At 75.3% G+C, this 14,554-nt stretch carries 12 protein-coding genes; 3 read left to right on the top strand and 9 right to left on the bottom strand.

Annotated features, from left to right (window positions below):
* The first annotated feature begins 180 nt into the window (after positions 1–180).
* A complete protein-coding gene (locus tag ACK586_RS04880; protein WP_409329329.1) occupies positions 181–2,049 on the top strand; it encodes an SCO7613 C-terminal domain-containing membrane protein in 1,869 nt (622 codons plus the stop codon).
* A 45-nt stretch (positions 2,050–2,094) separates the two neighbouring features.
* Positions 2,095–3,849 carry an SCO7613 C-terminal domain-containing membrane protein gene (locus tag ACK586_RS04875; RefSeq protein WP_409329328.1) on the top strand — a complete coding sequence of 585 codons (1,755 nt, stop codon included), beginning with the start codon at positions 2,095–2,097 and terminating at the stop codon, positions 3,847–3,849.
* Between the two features lie 106 nt (positions 3,850–3,955).
* Here the strand turns inward: ACK586_RS04875 and ACK586_RS04870 are convergent, their stop codons facing one another.
* The 9 genes from ACK586_RS04870 to ACK586_RS04830 form a co-directional block, all read right to left on the bottom strand.
* Positions 3,956–4,345 carry a metal-sulfur cluster assembly factor gene (locus ACK586_RS04870; RefSeq protein WP_409329327.1) on the bottom strand — a complete coding sequence of 130 codons (390 nt, stop codon included), beginning with the start codon at positions 4,343–4,345 and terminating at the stop codon, positions 3,956–3,958.
* Positions 4,342–4,833: a Fe-S cluster assembly sulfur transfer protein SufU gene (gene sufU, locus ACK586_RS04865; RefSeq protein WP_409329326.1), complete on the bottom strand. Its 492-nt coding sequence runs from the start codon at positions 4,831–4,833 to the stop codon at positions 4,342–4,344. The genes ACK586_RS04870 and sufU overlap by 4 nt, the downstream gene beginning before the upstream one ends.
* A gap of 7 nt (positions 4,834–4,840) precedes the next feature.
* Positions 4,841–6,169 carry a cysteine desulfurase gene (locus ACK586_RS04860; RefSeq protein ID WP_409329325.1) on the bottom strand — a complete coding sequence of 443 codons (1,329 nt, stop codon included), beginning with the start codon at positions 6,167–6,169 and terminating at the stop codon, positions 4,841–4,843.
* The gene (gene sufC, locus ACK586_RS04855; RefSeq protein WP_409329324.1) at positions 6,166–6,936 is read right to left on the bottom strand and encodes a Fe-S cluster assembly ATPase SufC; all 771 of its coding nucleotides are present in this window, start codon (positions 6,934–6,936) and stop codon (positions 6,166–6,168) included. Before sufC ends, ACK586_RS04860 begins: the two co-directional genes overlap by 4 nt.
* Before the next feature lie 14 nt (positions 6,937–6,950).
* Complete coding sequence (locus tag ACK586_RS04850) at positions 6,951–7,295, bottom strand: non-heme iron oxygenase ferredoxin subunit (protein WP_409329323.1); 345 nt, start codon at positions 7,293–7,295, stop codon at positions 6,951–6,953.
* Positions 7,295–8,584, bottom strand: coding sequence for a Fe-S cluster assembly protein SufD (sufD, locus tag ACK586_RS04845; RefSeq protein WP_409329322.1), 1,290 nt, complete (start codon positions 8,582–8,584; stop codon positions 7,295–7,297). The genes ACK586_RS04850 and sufD overlap by 1 nt, the downstream gene beginning before the upstream one ends.
* Positions 8,584–10,026, bottom strand: a complete 1,443-nt coding sequence (gene sufB / locus ACK586_RS04840; RefSeq protein WP_409329321.1) for a Fe-S cluster assembly protein SufB — start codon at positions 10,024–10,026, stop codon at positions 8,584–8,586. Before sufB ends, sufD begins: the two co-directional genes overlap by 1 nt.
* Entirely contained in the window at positions 10,023–10,835 is an 813-nt protein-coding gene (locus ACK586_RS04835) for a helix-turn-helix transcriptional regulator (RefSeq protein ID WP_409329320.1), read from the bottom strand. The genes sufB and ACK586_RS04835 overlap by 4 nt, the downstream gene beginning before the upstream one ends.
* Positions 10,836–10,919: 84 nt before the next feature.
* Entirely contained in the window at positions 10,920–13,445 is a 2,526-nt protein-coding gene (locus ACK586_RS04830) for an ATP-dependent Clp protease ATP-binding subunit (RefSeq protein ID WP_409329319.1), read from the bottom strand.
* 92 nt (positions 13,446–13,537) lie between these two features.
* Here ACK586_RS04830 and ACK586_RS04825 point away from each other — a divergent pair.
* The coding region (locus tag ACK586_RS04825) for a COX15/CtaA family protein (protein WP_409329318.1) at positions 13,538–14,554 on the top strand (1,017 nt) is incomplete at its 3' end.

Below are 14,554 nucleotides of genomic sequence, written 5' to 3'. Positions count from 1 at the left end.
GTGGCGGGGCGGGGTGGTGTGTTGGCCGCGCGGGGGGGGCGGGCCCCCGGCGCCCCCCCCCCCGTCCCCTCCCCCGCTCTCCTCCCGCCGGCGGGCGCGCCCCGGCCGCCCGGTCCGGGGTACCCGGCCGCGTCCGCGCCACCTGCCCCCGTGCCACCTGCCCCTGTGCCACCTGCCCCCGTGCCGACCTCCGACGCGCCGCCGTGGCTCGCCTCGCCCGCCTGGGACCGTCCGACCGGGCAGGCAGCGCCCGCGCCGGCCCGGCGGCTGAGCCCCCAGCAGGTGCTGCTGGGCCTGGGTGCGCTCCTGCTCGTCGCCGGCGCACTGGCGTTCGTCGCCGTCGCCTGGAACCGGCTCGGCGTGACCGGGCAGGCGGTGGTGCTGCTCGCCGTGACGGCGTCGCTGTGCGCCGCCTCGGCCCGGACCGCGCGGCGCGGCCTCCGGGCGACCGAGGAGGCGCTGGCCGCCGCCGGGGCCGCGCTGCTCGCCGTCGATCTGGGCGCCGCGCACGCCCTCGGGCTGGGCGGGGTCGACGACGTCCCCCTGCGGCTGTGGACCGCCTGGTCCTGCGCCGTGGTGGCGCTGGTCGCCCTGGCCCTGGGGCGGCTCACCCGCAGCACCGCGGCCTGGCCGCTGATCGCGCTGCTCGCCGCCCAGCCGGTGCCCCTGCTGCTCCTCCCCGGGAGCGCCCTGTCCGGGCCGGCGGGCGTGGCGGCGCTGCTGGGCCTGGCCCTCGGCGACGTCCTCGCTCTCACCGCGGTGCGGGCGCTGCTGCGCCCGGTCGCCCGGCTGCTCACCGGCGCGGCGGCGGCCGGCGCGGCCCTGCTGGGGATCGCGGTGGCCTGGGAGCGCGCGCCGCTGCCCGCGTGGACGGCGACCGGCCTCCTGCTCGCCGCGACCGCCGGCGCGCTGCTGCTCACCCGCGCCCGCCGCTCCGCCGCGGTGCTGCCGGGTGCCGTTCCGCTGGCCGCGGCCGGCGCGGTCGCGAGTGCGGCGGCGACCACCGGGGCGATGGACGCCCTGGGCCCCGGCGGGCTGGTCGTCGCCACCGCGCTGGGGCTGGCGCTGCTGTGCGCGGCGGTCCTGCTCGCCCGGTCCCCGGTGGCACGTGCCGGCACGGCCGCCGGCGGCGCGGTGCTCGCGCTGGCCGGCGCGGGGGCGCTGCTGGACGACGACCGGTTCGCCGCGCTGGCACCGCTCGCGCTCGCCGCCGCGGTGCCCGCCGTGCTGGCCGCGGTGCGCCTGCCGCAGCTCCGCCCGGCCGCGGTCGGTGCCGCGCTGGCCGCGCCGGCCGGCGCCGTCCTGCTCGCCGCCGCCGACGGACCGCTCGGCCGGCCGGCCGCGGGGCTGCTGCTGGCGCTGGTCGCGGCGGCCGCCTTCGCCGTCGCCTCGCTGCGCGCGGGCCACCCGGAGGAGCAGGTGGCCGCCGCGGTCGGCGCCGTGGCCGGGCTCCTTGCCGTCGGCACGACGGCACCGACCGGTGCGCTCGGCCAGGTGGCGGTGCAGCTCGCGGTGCTGGGGGCCGCGGCGGGGGGCTACGGCCTCGCCGTCCGCTCCCGGGTGGTGCAGGCGGTCGCCGTCGCGGTGCTGGTCGGCGCGTGCTGGACCGCGGTGGCGGGCGTGCAGGTCGCGGTGGTCGAGGCCTACACGCTCCCCGCCGCGGCCGGGCTGCTCGTGCTCGCCCTGCCCGGCCTGCGGGCGGGCGGGCGGTCCTGGGCTGCGGAGGGGTCCGCGGTGGCCGTCGCGCTGGTCCCGTCGGCGCTGGCCGCGGTCGCCGAGCCGTCGCCGGTGCGGTGGGTGCTCGTCGTCGTCGCGGCGGCGGCCGCGACCGCGGCCGGGGCGCTCGCCCACCGGCAGGCACCGTTCGTCCTCGGCGCCGCCAGCCTGGCCTGGGTGGTGCTGGGCCGGCTGGCTCCCTACGCGCCGCTGCTGCCCCGCTGGATCACCCTCGGCGCCGTCGGCCTGGTGCTGCTCGTCGTCGGAGCCACCTACGAGCGGAGGCGGCAGCAGGCGCGGGAGGCCGTCGTCTGGGTGACCCAGATGCGCTGACGGCCCCGGCCTGCCGGACCCGTGCGTCCGCCCTAGCGTGGAGGCGTGGCGGACCTCTCCTCCCGCGTCCGGCCGCCGCACGTCCTGCTCGCGGTCGGCGCGGTGCTGCTGCTGGCCGGGACGCTCGCCGCGCCCGCTCAGGGCGGCGCCGGATCGGCCCCCGCCCTCCTGCTGGCCGCCGTCGTCGCCGGGGCGCTCTCCGCCCGGGCCTCGCGGGCCGGCCTGCGGGGCACCCGGGAGACGCTCGCGGCGACCGCCGTGGTGCTGGCCCTGGCCGGCATCGCGCCGGACGGACCGCTGCCCGGCGGGACCCCCCTGGGGCCGGCGCTGCTCGCGCTGACGCTGGCCGGCCTCGCCCGCCTGCAGCCGGCGCCGCTGAGCTGGCCGCTCGGCGCCTGGGTGGCCGGCCAGCTGGCCGCCGCCCGCGTGCTCGCCGATCTCCCCGACGGCGTGCTCCGCACCGGCCTGCTGCTCGCCGTCGCGCTCGCCGGCCTGCTGGTCGTCCTGGGGGCCCGGACGTCCCTGGCCCGCATCGCCCTGGTCACCGCCGTCCCGTGGTGGGTCCTCGGCGTCACCGCCGGCATCGGCAGCGCGTGGACGGCACCGGCACCCGCCGCGGGAGCGTCCGCGGCGCTGGTGCTCGCCGCCGCGGCCGGCCTGCTCGTCGTCCGCCTGGAGCGGTCGGTGTCGCCGCTGCTGGGCCCGCCGCGCGCCGCGCCGCTTCTGGCCGGCGCGGTCTCCGGTGCCGCCGTCGCGGGAACCCTGTCCGGCGGGCCGGGCGGCGAGGTCGTCGCCGGGTACGCCGGTGTCTTGCTGGCGGCCGTCGCTGCCGCGAGGCTCGAGGGCCGGTGGCGGGGACTGCTGCTCCCGGTCGCGCTGGCGGCCGGGGCGACGCTGGTGGCCTGCGCGCTGACCCAGCTGGTCGCCGCCGGGGCGTGGCGTGGCCTCGTGCTGCTGCTCCTGCTCACCGCCGCGCCCGCGGTCGTGGTCGCCCGCCGGCGCCGGGAGGACCGGCCGGCCGCCGTCCCGCTGGCGGTGGGCTGCCTGGTGGCGGCCGCGCTGCTGGCCGTGCCGGCGCAGCTGCTCGGCCCGGCGGAGGCGGCGGCGGTGCTGACCGCCCTCTACGGGGCGGCGCTCGCCGGCACCTCCGGCCTAGCCGCGGACACCCGGCGGCACACGCTGGCGGTCGGCGTGCTCTCCGCGGCGGCGGCGGTGCTGCTCGTGACGACCGCCGCGTCGTCCGGTCACGTGACGGCGCACCTGGCGGCGCAGGGCGCCATGACCTGGTCGTGGGCCGTGCTGCGGCGTCCCGCGGCGGAGGCGGCCCGGGCGCGCGCGGCCGGCGCCGCGCAGCTGGTCCTGGCGGCCTGGGTGGCGGGCGCCGCCGCCGGGGCGGACGCGGTGGAGGTCTACACGCTGCCGGCCGCGGCGGGGCTCCTGCTGGCGGCCGGCCCCGAGCTGCGGCGCCGGCCGTCGGAGCGCGCGTGGGGGCCGGGGCTGCTGGTGGCCGCCGTCCCCTCGACCGTGCTGGCGGTCGTCACGCCCGGAACGGCCCGCCCGCTGCTCGTGCTCGTCGCGGCGGCCCTCGCCATGGTCGGCGGCGCCGCTGCCGGCATCCGGACACCGCTGCTGACCGGCGCGGGCACCGCGGTGGCCCTGGCGGTCGGCCTGGCCGTCGTGGCGCTGCCGCTGCCCCTGGCCGGCGCGCTGGCCGCCGGGGTGGCGCTGCTCGCCGTGGGCGCCCGTCGCGAGCTCCGCCCGGTCGGGGGCTTCGCCGAGCGCGTCGCCGAGATGCGCTGAGCCGGCCCGCCACGGAGGCGGACCGGCACAGGGCGGTGCTGGAACGGCCCCGCTGCAGGGCCCCGCGCCGCGCGGAGCGTGGCGTGGGGAGCAGCGGGGTTCTTCCTCAGACGCGGAAGCCCAGTGCCCGCAGCTGCTCGCGCCCGTCGTCGGTGATCTTGTCCGGGCCCCACGGCGGCATCCACACCCAGTTGATCCGGATGTCGTCGACCAGCCCGGGGCCGGGGCCGCCGGTCAGCGCGGTGCGCGCCTGGTCCTCGATGACGTCGGTCAGCGGGCAGGCCGCCGACGTGAGCGTCATGTCCAGGACGGCGACGTTGCTGTCGTCGACGTCGATGCCGTACACCAGGCCCAGGTCGACGACGTTGACGCCCAGCTCGGGGTCGACGACGTCGCGCATGGCCTCCTCGAGGTCCTCCAGCAGTGCCGACCGGTACGCCGGCAGCTCGGCCGGCGCGTCGTCGGCGGTGGTCGGGTTCTCGGTGGTCTCGCTCATGCCTTACCTCCGGCGGTGGCGTTGTCGGCGACGGACAGGGCGCGCGCGCTGGCGTCCTTGAGGGCCATCCAGCTCATCAGCGCGCACTTGATCCGCGCGGGGTACTTCGAGACGCCGGCGAAGGCGACGGCGTCCTCCAGCTCGTCCTCGAGCTTCTCGGCAACCGAGGCGTCGCCCTTGCTCTGCATCAGGGTCATGAAGTGCTCGCCGGTCTCCAGGGCCTGCGGCACGGTCCGGCCGACGACGAGGTCGTACATCGCCGACACCGAGGCCTGGCTGATCGAGCAGCCCATGCCCTCGTAGGACACGTCCGACAGGACGAAGTCCCCCGCAGCATGCTTCTCGAGGTGCACCCGCAGGGTCACCTCGTCCCCGCAGGTCGGGTTGACGTGGTGCACCTCGGCCTCGAACGGCTCGCGCAGGCCGCGGCCGTGGGGGTTCCGGTAGTGGTCCAGGATGATCTCCTGGTACATCGCCTCGAGCTGCATCGCGGGATCAGGCCTCCTCGGCAGGGACAACGCCGAAGAACTGCTGGGCCTTCCGGATCCCCTCGGCGAGCGCGTCGACGTCGTCGTAGCCGGTGTGCACGTAGAAGGTGGCGCGGGTGGTCGCCGGGACGCCGTAGCGGCGGACCACCGGCCAGGCGCAGTGGTGCCCCACGCGGACGGCGATCCCCAGGTCGTCGAGCACCTGCCCGACGTCGTGCGGGTGGATGCCCTCGACGGTGAAGGAGATGGCCCCGCCGCGCGCGACGGTGTCGGGCGGGCCGATCACCGTGACGCCGGGGATCTCCGCGAGACGCTCGAGCGCGTAGGCGGTGAGCGCCTCCTCGTGGGCCAGCACGGTGTCCATGCCCAGGCGCTGCAGGTACTCCACGGCGGCGCCCAGGCCGACCACCTGCGCGGTCATCGGCACGCCGGCCTCGAACCGCTGCGGCGGCGGCATGAAGGTGCTGCCCTCCATGCGGACGACCTCGATCATCGAGCCGCCGGTGAGGAACGGCGGCAGCGCGTCCAGCACGTCGTAGCGGCCCCACAGGACACCGACGCCGGTCGGCCCGAGCATCTTGTGCCCGGAGAACACGAGGAAGTCCGCGCCGAGCTCGGTGACGTCGACCGGCTGGTGCGGCACCGACTGCGCGCCGTCCACCAGCACCAGGGCGCCGACCTCGCGGGCCCGGGCCACGATCGGCTCGAGCGGGTTGATCGTGCCGAGGATGTTCGACTGCTGGGTGACCGCGACCAGCCGGGTCCGCTCGTTGACCACTGCGGCCAGGTCGGAGAGGTCCAGCCGGCCGTCGTCGGTCAGGCCCAGCCAGCGCAGCGTGGCACCGGTGCGCTCGCACAGCTGCTGCCAGGGCACCAGGTTGGCGTGGTGCTCCATCTCGGTCACGACGATCTCGTCGCCCTGGCCCACGGCGTACCGGCGGAACTCCGGCTCCTTGGCGGTCGCCGCGTTGGACAGCGCGTAGGCCACGAGGTTGATCGACTCGGTGGAGTTCCGGGTGAACACGACCTCGTCGGTGCGGGCGCCGATGAAGCGAGCGATCGTCTCGCGGGCGGCCTCGTAGGCGCCGGTGGCCTCCTCGGCGAGCTGGTGCGCGCCGCGGTGCGGGGCGGCGTTCACGTTCTCGTAGAACCAGCGCTCGGCGTCCAGGACGCTGCGCGGCTTCTGCGAGGTCGCGCCGGAGTCGAGGTACACCAGCCGCTTCCCGTCGCGGACGGTGCGCGACAGGATCGGGAAGTCCGCCCGGATCGCCTCGACGTCCAGCGGCAGCGGGGCCTTCTGCGCCCCGGCACCGGGACGCGAGACGGTCTGGGTCATGCGGATGCAGCCTCCGGGCCCTTGACGTACTCGGCGTAGCCCTCGTTCTCGAGCTTGTCGGCGAGCTCCGGGCCGCCCTCCTCGACGAACCGGCCGCCGACGAAGACGTGCACGAAGTCGGGCGTGATGTAGCGCAGGATGCGGGTGTAGTGCGTGATCAGCAGGACGCCGATCTCGCCCTCCTCGCGGGTGCGGTTGACGCCCTCGGACACGATCCGCAGCGCGTCGACGTCCAGCCCGGAATCGGTCTCGTCGAGGACCGCGATCTTCGGCTTGAGCAGCCGCATCTGCAGGATCTCGTGGCGCTTCTTCTCACCGCCGGAGAAGCCCTCGTTGACGTTGCGCTCGGCGAACGCCGGGTCCATCTCCAGCGCGGACATCTCGGACTTCACGTCCTTGACCCAGGTGCGCAGCTTCGGCGCCTCGCCCTGGACCGCGGTCGCCGCGGTGCGCAGGAAGTTCGACACCGAGACGCCCGGCACCTCGACCGGGTACTGCATGGCCAGGAACAACCCGGCCCGGGCGCGCTCGTCGACGCTCATGGCGAGCACGTCCTCGCCGTCGAGGGTCACCGAGCCACCGGTCACGGTGTACTTCGGGTGACCGGCGATCGAGTACGCCAGGGTCGACTTGCCCGACCCGTTGGGGCCCATGATCGCGTGGGTCTCGCCCGAACGGACGGTGAGGTCGACGCCGCGGAGGATCTCCTTCGCGTCGTCACCCTCCCCCACGCTGACGTGCAGGTCGCGGATCTCCAGCACGGACACTTGTCTTCTGCTCCTCAGGTGCCGATCGGCGAGTCGACGTCGACGAGCACGTCGTCGCCGTCCACGCGGACCGGGTAGACGGGGACCGGCTCGGTGGCCGGCAGGTTGGTGGGACGGCCGCTGGTCAGGTCGAAGCACGACCCGTGCAGCCAGCACTCGATGGTCGGGGCTCCCTTGAACTCCTCGACGTCGCCCTCGGACAGCGGGACCTCCGCGTGCGAGCAGAGGTCCTCGATCGCGAACACCTCGCCCTCGAAGCGGACGACGGCGATCGGCTCACGGCCGGCGTCGGGCAGCTCGACGCGCAGCGCGCCGGGCTCCTTGACGTCGGACAGGGCGCACAACCGGGCGAAGGCCATCAGACCTCCACCGGCTGCTCGGCCAACCCGGGGAGGGCGCCGAGCCGGGCCTCGACCGAGGCCATGAGCCGGTCCTGCAGCTCGGGGACGCCGATCCGCTGGACGACGTCGGCGAAGAAGCCGCGGACGACCAGGCGCCGCGCGGTCTCGGCGTCGATGCCGCGCGAGCACAGGTAGAACAGCTGCTCGTCGTCGAACCGGCCGGTGGCGCTGGCGTGGCCGGCGCCGACGATCTCGCCGGTCTCGATCTCCAGGTTGGGCACCGAGTCGGCGCGCGCGCCGTCGGTGAGCACCAGGTTGCGGTTGAGCTCGTAGGTCTCGGTGCCGACGGCGGCCGGGCGGATGCGGACGTCGCCGACCCACACCGTGTGCGCCTCCTCGCCCTGCAGCGCGCCCTTGTAGAGCACGTCGCTGCGGCAGTGCGGCACCGCGTGGTCGACCCACAGCCGGTGCTCCTGGTGCTGGGTCTCGTCGGCGAAGTACACGCCGTAGAGCTCGGCCGACCCGCCGGGGCCGGCGTAGGAGACGTTGCTGACCAGCCGCACCAGGTCGCCGCCGAGGGTCACCACGACCTGAGTGACGCTCGCGTCGCGGCCGACGACGGTGTCGTACTGGCCGCCGTGCACGCTGCCCGGCGCCCACTCCTGCACGGAGACGAGCGTGAGCTTCGCGCCGTCGCCGGCCAGGACCGCGACGCCGCCGGAGTAGCGGGCCAGCCCGGTGTGGTCGAGGACGACGGTCGCCTCGGCGAACGCGCCGACCTCGACGACGAGCTGGCCCCACACCACGTCGTCCGACCCCGTGCCGGCCAGCCCGAGGGTGATCGGCCGGTCGGGCCGCGCCTCGGCGGGGATGCGGACGACGGCCGCGCCGCCGCTGCGCTGCCGGGTGAGCGCCGCCAGCCGGTCGGCCGGCTCGGGCAGGCCCTTGAGCAGCGGGTCGTCGGCGTCGACGGAGGTGAGCTCGACGCCGTCGGGCAGGTCGGTCTTCCACCGCAGGTGCGCCTCGGAGGGGACCCCGTCCAGCAGCGGGCGGATCCGGCGCATCGGGGTGAAGCGCCAGGCCTCCTCGCGGCCGGTCGGGACGCCGAAGGCGTCGGGGTCGGTCGAGGTGAAGCGCTCGGCCGGGGAGCCGGTCGGGGCCGGGCCGCCGTGGCTGTGCGCGCCCGGCGCCGCCTCACCGGCGGTGCCGGTGCCCGCGGCCGGGGTCGACGGCGGCCCGGCCTGGGCGCCGACGCCCGGCGCGAACAGCTCGCCGGCGAGGGTGGTGGTCTCGTTGCTGTCCGGCATCAGCCGACGGCACCTTCCATCTGCAGCTCGATGAGGCGGTTGAGCTCGAGGGCGTACTCCATCGGCAGCTCGCGGGCGATCGGCTCGACGAAGCCGCGCACGACCATCGCCATGGCCTCGTCCTCGGTCATGCCGCGGCTCATCAGGTAGAAGAGCTGGTCCTCGCTGACCCGGGAGACGGTGGCCTCGTGCCCCATGGCGACGTCGTCCTCGCGGACGTCGACGTAGGGGTAGGTGTCCGAGCGGCTGATGGTGTCGACGAGCAGGGCGTCGCACTTCACCGTCGACCTCGAGCCGTGGGCGCCCTCGTCGATCTGCACCAGGCCGCGGTAGGAGGTGCGGCCACCACCGCGGGCCACCGACTTGCTGATGATGTTCGACGAGGTGTGCGGCGCGGCGTGCACCATCTTGGCGCCGGCGTCCTGGTGCTGGCCCTCGCCGGCGAAGGCGATGGAGAGCACCTCGCCCTTGGCGTGCTCGCCGGTCATCCAGACGGCCGGGTACTTCATCGTCACCTTGGAGCCGATGTTGCCGTCGACCCACTCCATGGTGGCGCCCTCGTGGGCGACCGCCCGCTTGGTGACGAGGTTGTAGACGTTGTTCGACCAGTTCTGGATGGTCGTGTACCGGCAGCGGGCGTTCTTCTTGACGATGATCTCGACGACCGCGGAGTGCAGCGAGTCGCTCTTGTAGATCGGCGCGGTGCAGCCCTCGACGTAGTGCACGTACGCGCCCTCGTCGATGATCATGAGCGTCCGCTCGAACTGGCCCATGTTCTCGGTGTTGATCCGGAAGTAGGCCTGCAGCGGGATCTCGACGTGGACGCCCTTGGGCACGTAGATGAACGAGCCGCCGGACCACACCGCGGTGTTCAGCGCGGCGAACTTGTTGTCACCGGCCGGGATCACCGAGCCGAAGTACTCCTTGAACAGGTCCTCGTGCTCGCGCAGCGCGGTGTCGGTGTCGAGGAACAGGACGCCCTGCTCCTCGAGGTCCTCGCGGATCTTGTGGTAGACGACCTCGGACTCGTACTGCGCGGCCACCCCGGCGATGAGCCGCTGCTTCTCGGCCTCCGGGATGCCCAGCTTGTCGTAGGTGTTCTTGATGTCCTCGGGCAGCTCCTCCCACGAGGCGGCCTGGGCCTCGGTGGAGCGCACGAAGTACTTGATGTTCTGGAAGTCGATGCCGGACAGGTCCGACCCCCAGTCGGGCATGGGCTTGCGCCCGAAGAGCTTGAGCGCCTTGAGGCGACGCTCGAGCATCCACTCGGGCTCGTTCTTGCGCCGCGAGATGTCGCGGACGACGTCCTCGCCGAGGCCGCGCCTGGCCGAGGCCCCGGCGACGTCGGCGTCCGCCCAGCCGTACTGGTAGCGGCCGAGCTGGTCGATCTGCTCGTCCTGCGTCAGCGGCGTGCTGGTCACCGGCTGCTGAGTGCTGGTCATGCGGGCGTCCTCTCCCGGTCGAACGTGAGGGTGGAGCTGCTGCTGGACGGGGCGCCGGCTGCTGCGCGCAGCGCTCTCCGGTCACCTGGTACAGGGCCCGCGAGGGTCGATCTGTTCCCCCCGCGAGGGTGTTCCCGGCTGTGTTCCCGGCCGCCGGGCAGCGGGCCGGGGATGTGGGTGGTGCACACCCCGTCGCCGTGCGCGATCGTGGCCAGCCGCTGCACGTGCGTGCCCACGAGCCGGCCGATGACCGCCGTCTCGGCCTCGCACAGCTGCGGGAACTCGGCCGCCACGTGCGCCACCGGGCAGTGGTGCTGGCAGAGCTGACCGCCGCCGGCGATCGCCGAGGCCGCGGCAGCGTAACCCTCGGCGGTGAGGGCCGAGGCGAGCGCCTGGGCACGGTCCACCGGAGCCCCGGCGCGCCCGGCGGTGGCCTGCTCGACCGCGGTCGAGCAGCGCTCCTCCAGACCGGACAGCTGCGCCTCGGCGACCGTGCGGACGGCCTCGGGCCCCTGCGAGGCGGCGATGTGGCGCAGCGCGGACAGCGCGAGGTCGTCGTAGGCGTGCGGGAAGGTCGACCGGCCGACGTCGCTGAGGTGGTACTGCCGGGCGGGCCGGCCCCGGCCGCGCCGGGCTCCCGGCGCCTGCCGCTCCTCGATGCGGCCGGTGGCCACCAGCGCGTCGAGGTGCCGCCGGACGGCGGCCGGCGAGATCCCCAGCCGCCGCGCCAGCTCGCTGGCCGTCTGCGGGCCGTGCTCGAGCAGGAGGGCGCTCACGCGGTGCCGCGTGCTCCGGTCCTCGCTTTCCACAACACGATTGTGACCTATTTCCGGGGCGCTGCAACCAAGGTCCGCCTAACCCTCGCGCTCGGCACCCGCCGGTCGTGACACACCTCACGCCGGGCCGGATCCGCGCCCGGGTGCGCCGTCGTCCTGCTCCTCGACCGGGGAGAACTCCAGGTGCCCCTCCCCCGCGGAGACCCGCACCCGCCGGCCGCGGCGGACGCGCCCGTCGAGCAGCAGCCGGGACATCGGGCTGTCGACCTCGCGCTGGATCACCCGGCGCAGCGGCCGGGCACCGAACTCGGGCTGGTGCCCGCGCTCGGCCAGCCAGTCGACGGCCTCGGGGGCGAACTCCAGGGCGATGTCCTGGGCGGCCATCCGCCGTCGGGTCTCCTCCAGCAGGAGGTCGGTGATCCGGCGCAGCTGCTCGGGTTCCAGCTGCCGGAAGACGACGATCTCGTCGATCCGGTTGAGGAACTCCGGCCGGAACGACTCCCGTAGCCGGCGCATCAGCCGGTCCCGCAGCCCGGCGTCGGCGGCCCCGTCGTCCCCGCTGCCGAAACCGAGCGGCGTGGTGCGGCCCTGGATCAGCTCCGAGCCGAGGTTGCTCGTCATGATCAGGACGGTGTTGGTGAAGTCGACGGTGCGGCCCTGGGCGTCGGTCAGCCGCCCGTCGTCGAGCACCTGCAGCAGGGTGTTGAAGACGTCGGGGTGGGCCTTCTCGACCTCGTCCAGCAGCACCACCGAGTAGGGCCGGCGCCGCACGGCCTCGGTGAGCTGGCCGGCGTCCTCGTAGCCGACGTAGCCGGGGGGCGAACCGACCAGCCGGCTGACCGTGTGCCGCTCCTGGAACTCGCTCATGTCCAGCCGGACCATCCGGTCGGCGTCGCCGAACAGGGCCTCGGCCAGCGCCCGGGCCAGTTCCGTCTTGCCGACGCCGGTGGGGCCGAGGAACAGGAAGCTGCCGATCGGCCGGTCGGGGTCGGCCAGCCCCACGCGCGAGCGGCGGACGGCCTCGGCGACGACCGCCACGGCCTCGTCCTGGCCGATCACCCGCCGGTGCAGGTCCTCCTCCAGGTCGAGCAGCCGCTGCATCTCCTCCTGGGTCAGCCGGCTGACCGGGATGCCGGTGGCGCGCGAGACCACCTCGGCGATGTCCTCGACCTCCACGCACGGCACCCCGGCGTCACCACCGGCGCGGGCCTGCTCCAGCCGCACGCGGGCCGCGGCGAGCTCGTCACGCAGCTCCGAGGCGCGCTCGTAGTGCTCCGCGGCGACCGCCTGGTCCTTCTCCCGCTCCAGGCCGGCGATCTCCTGCTCGAGGCCCTGCAGGTCGGTCGCCGGGGTCCTCACCCGCCGCCGGACCCGGGCGCCGGCCTGGTCGATGAGGTCGATCGCCTTGTCCGGCAGGTGCCGGTCGGGGACGTACCGGTCGGCCAGCTCCACGGCGGCCACCAGCGCCTCGTCGGTGAACCGCACCTGGTGGTGGGCCTCGTAGCGGTCGCGCAGCCCCCGGAGGATCTCCACGGCGTCCTCGACCGCGGGCTCGCTCACCAGGACGGGCTGGAAGCGCCGCTCGAGCGCGGCGTCCTTCTCGATGCTGCGGCGGTACTCGTCGAGCGTCGTGGCGCCGATGACGTGCAGCTCGCCGCGGGCCAGCGCCGGCTTGAGCATGTTGCCCGCCCCGCCCGACCCCTCGGACGCCCCGGCGCCGACGACGGTGTGCAGCTCGTCGACGAAGACGACGACCTCGTCGGAGTGCTCGCGGATCTCCTCGATGATCTTCTTCAGCCGCTCCTCGAAGTCGCCGCGGTAGCGGGTGCCGGCGACCAGACCGGTGAGGTCGAGCTCCACCACGCGGCGGCCGCGCAGCGTGTCGGGGACGTCGTCGGCGGCGATCTGCGCCGCGATCCCCTCCACGATGGCGGTCTTGCCGACGCCGGCCTCGCCGACGAGCACCGGATTGTTCTTGCGCCGGCGGGAGAGCACCTCCAGCGTCTGCTCGATCTCGTCGTCGCGGCCGATGACCGGGTCCAGCCGACCGTCCCGGGCCAGCTCGGTGAGGTCGCGGCCGAACTCGTCCAGGGTCGGCGTCCCGGACGCCGGGCGGCCGCCGCCCTGGCCCCCGCCGCCGTTCCCACCCCCGGTGGCGGCCTGCTGCAGCGACTCGGGCGTGATCCCGCGGGCGCGCAGCGCCTGGCCGCCCGGGGACTCGGGGTTCACCGCCATGGCGAACAGCAGGTGCTCCGGGCCGATGTAGGTGGAGCCGAGCGCGCGGGACACCTGGTGGGCGTCGAGCAGCGTGCGCTTGGCCGCCGGGGTGAGGGCCGGTGGCTCGGTGCGCGGTTCACCGCGGGGCGGCTCGCCGTCCAGCTGCCGGCGCAGCTCGTCGGGGTCGGCGCCCGCCCGCGACAGCAGGGTGCGGGTCGGCTCGTCCTCGGTCATCGCCCACAGCAGGTGCTGGGTGTCGAGGTCGGCGTGCCCGGTGCCCGCCGCGTGCCGGGCCGCGGCGGAGATGAGCTCCCGCGCGGGCCCGCTGAGCAGCTGGAGGAGGTCGATCCGTCGCGGGCCGCCGCCGCCCAGGTAGCGGGCGAGGAAATCGTCGAAGGGGCCGCCGGAGAAGTACGCGCTCGTCATGCCACTCGATCCGTGAGGGAGGTCTCGCCGCCGTGGCTGGGCGGTCCGTCGCCTGCACCTACCCCGGTCCGGCGACCGCCTAGCATCGGGTCGTGCCGGTCCTGCCCGCCTCCTTCTCCTCCCGGACGATCTCCCGGGTGGCCCTCGCCAACGCGGTGGCCAACGGGCTCATCGTGGTCACCGGTGGCGCCGTGCGCCTGACCGGCTCCGGCCTCGGCTGCCCCACGTGGCCGCGCTGCACCGACGACAGCTTCGTGGCCACGTCCGAGCTTGCGGGGCACGGCGTGATCGAGTTCGGCAACCGGCTGCTCACCTTCGTGCTCGCCGCCGTCGCCGTCGCCACGGTGGTCGTCGTGTGGCGGTCCCCGCGGCGGGACCTGCGCCGGCTCGCCGTCCTCGGCTTCCTGGGCATCCCGGTGCAGGCCGCGCTGGGCGGCATCACGGTGCTGACCGGGCTGAACCCCTGGACGGTCGCGGCGCACTTCCTGCTGTCCGCGGTCCTCGTGGCGCTGATGACCACGCTGTGGCTGCGCAGCCGCGAGCCAGGCGTCGGCCAGCTGCTCGTCCGCCGGCCGTTCGCGCTGCTGGTGAACGGGATCGCCGCGGCCACCGCCGCCGTCCTGGTGCTCGGCACGGTGGTGACCGGCAGCGGGCCGCACAGCGGCGACCTGACCGAGGGGGCCGACGGGGAGCTGCGGGTCGGCCGCATGGGCTTCGACCCCGAGCTGATGAGCCAGCTGCACGCCGACGTCGTCTTCCTCCTCATCGGGCTGACCGTGGCGCTGCTGGTGGCGCTGTACGCGACCGACACGGCCGGGCGCACGCGCCGGGCCGCCCGGGACCTGCTGGTCGTGCAGGTCCTGCAGGGCGTCGTCGGTTACGTGCAGTACTTCCTGCACCTGCCCGCGGCCCTGGTGCTCGTGCACATGCTGGGCGCGGTCCTCGTCACGGCCTACACGGCGCGGCTGGTCTGGTCGGTCCGCGGCCCCGCCTCCGAGCTCCCCGTGGCGGGCTCCCGGGAGCCCGCCCCCGCGAGCCCAGAGCGCTCACGCCCCGATCCCCCGCCGGAACCGTACGTCTCCGCACACCGCCCCCGAGGAGTCGGCGCA

The sequence above is a fragment of the Trujillonella humicola genome, assembly GCF_046233715.1.
GTDB classification, from domain to species: Bacteria; Actinomycetota; Actinomycetes; order Mycobacteriales; family Geodermatophilaceae; genus Trujillonella; species Trujillonella humicola.
This window is presented reverse-complemented; position numbering and strand designations above follow the sequence as displayed.

Excerpts from the sequence above, each read along its gene's own strand:
- sufB (WP_409329321.1), bottom strand. The coding sequence starts at position 10,026 with ATGACCAGCACTCAGCAGCCGGTGACCAGCACGCCGCTGACGCAGGAC.
- ACK586_RS04870 (WP_409329327.1), bottom strand. The coding sequence starts at position 4,345 with ATGAGCGAGACCACCGAGAACCCGACCACCGCCGACGACGCGCCGGCC.
- ACK586_RS04830 (WP_409329319.1), bottom strand. The coding sequence starts at position 13,445 with ATGACGAGCGCGTACTTCTCCGGCGGCCCCTTCGACGATTTCCTCGCC.
- sufD (WP_409329322.1), bottom strand. The coding sequence starts at position 8,584 with ATGCCGGACAGCAACGAGACCACCACCCTCGCCGGCGAGCTGTTCGCG.
- sufU (WP_409329326.1), bottom strand. The coding sequence starts at position 4,833 with ATGCAGCTCGAGGCGATGTACCAGGAGATCATCCTGGACCACTACCGG.
- ACK586_RS04850 (WP_409329323.1), bottom strand. The coding sequence starts at position 7,295 with ATGGCCTTCGCCCGGTTGTGCGCCCTGTCCGACGTCAAGGAGCCCGGC.
- ACK586_RS04860 (WP_409329325.1), bottom strand. The coding sequence starts at position 6,169 with ATGACCCAGACCGTCTCGCGTCCCGGTGCCGGGGCGCAGAAGGCCCCG.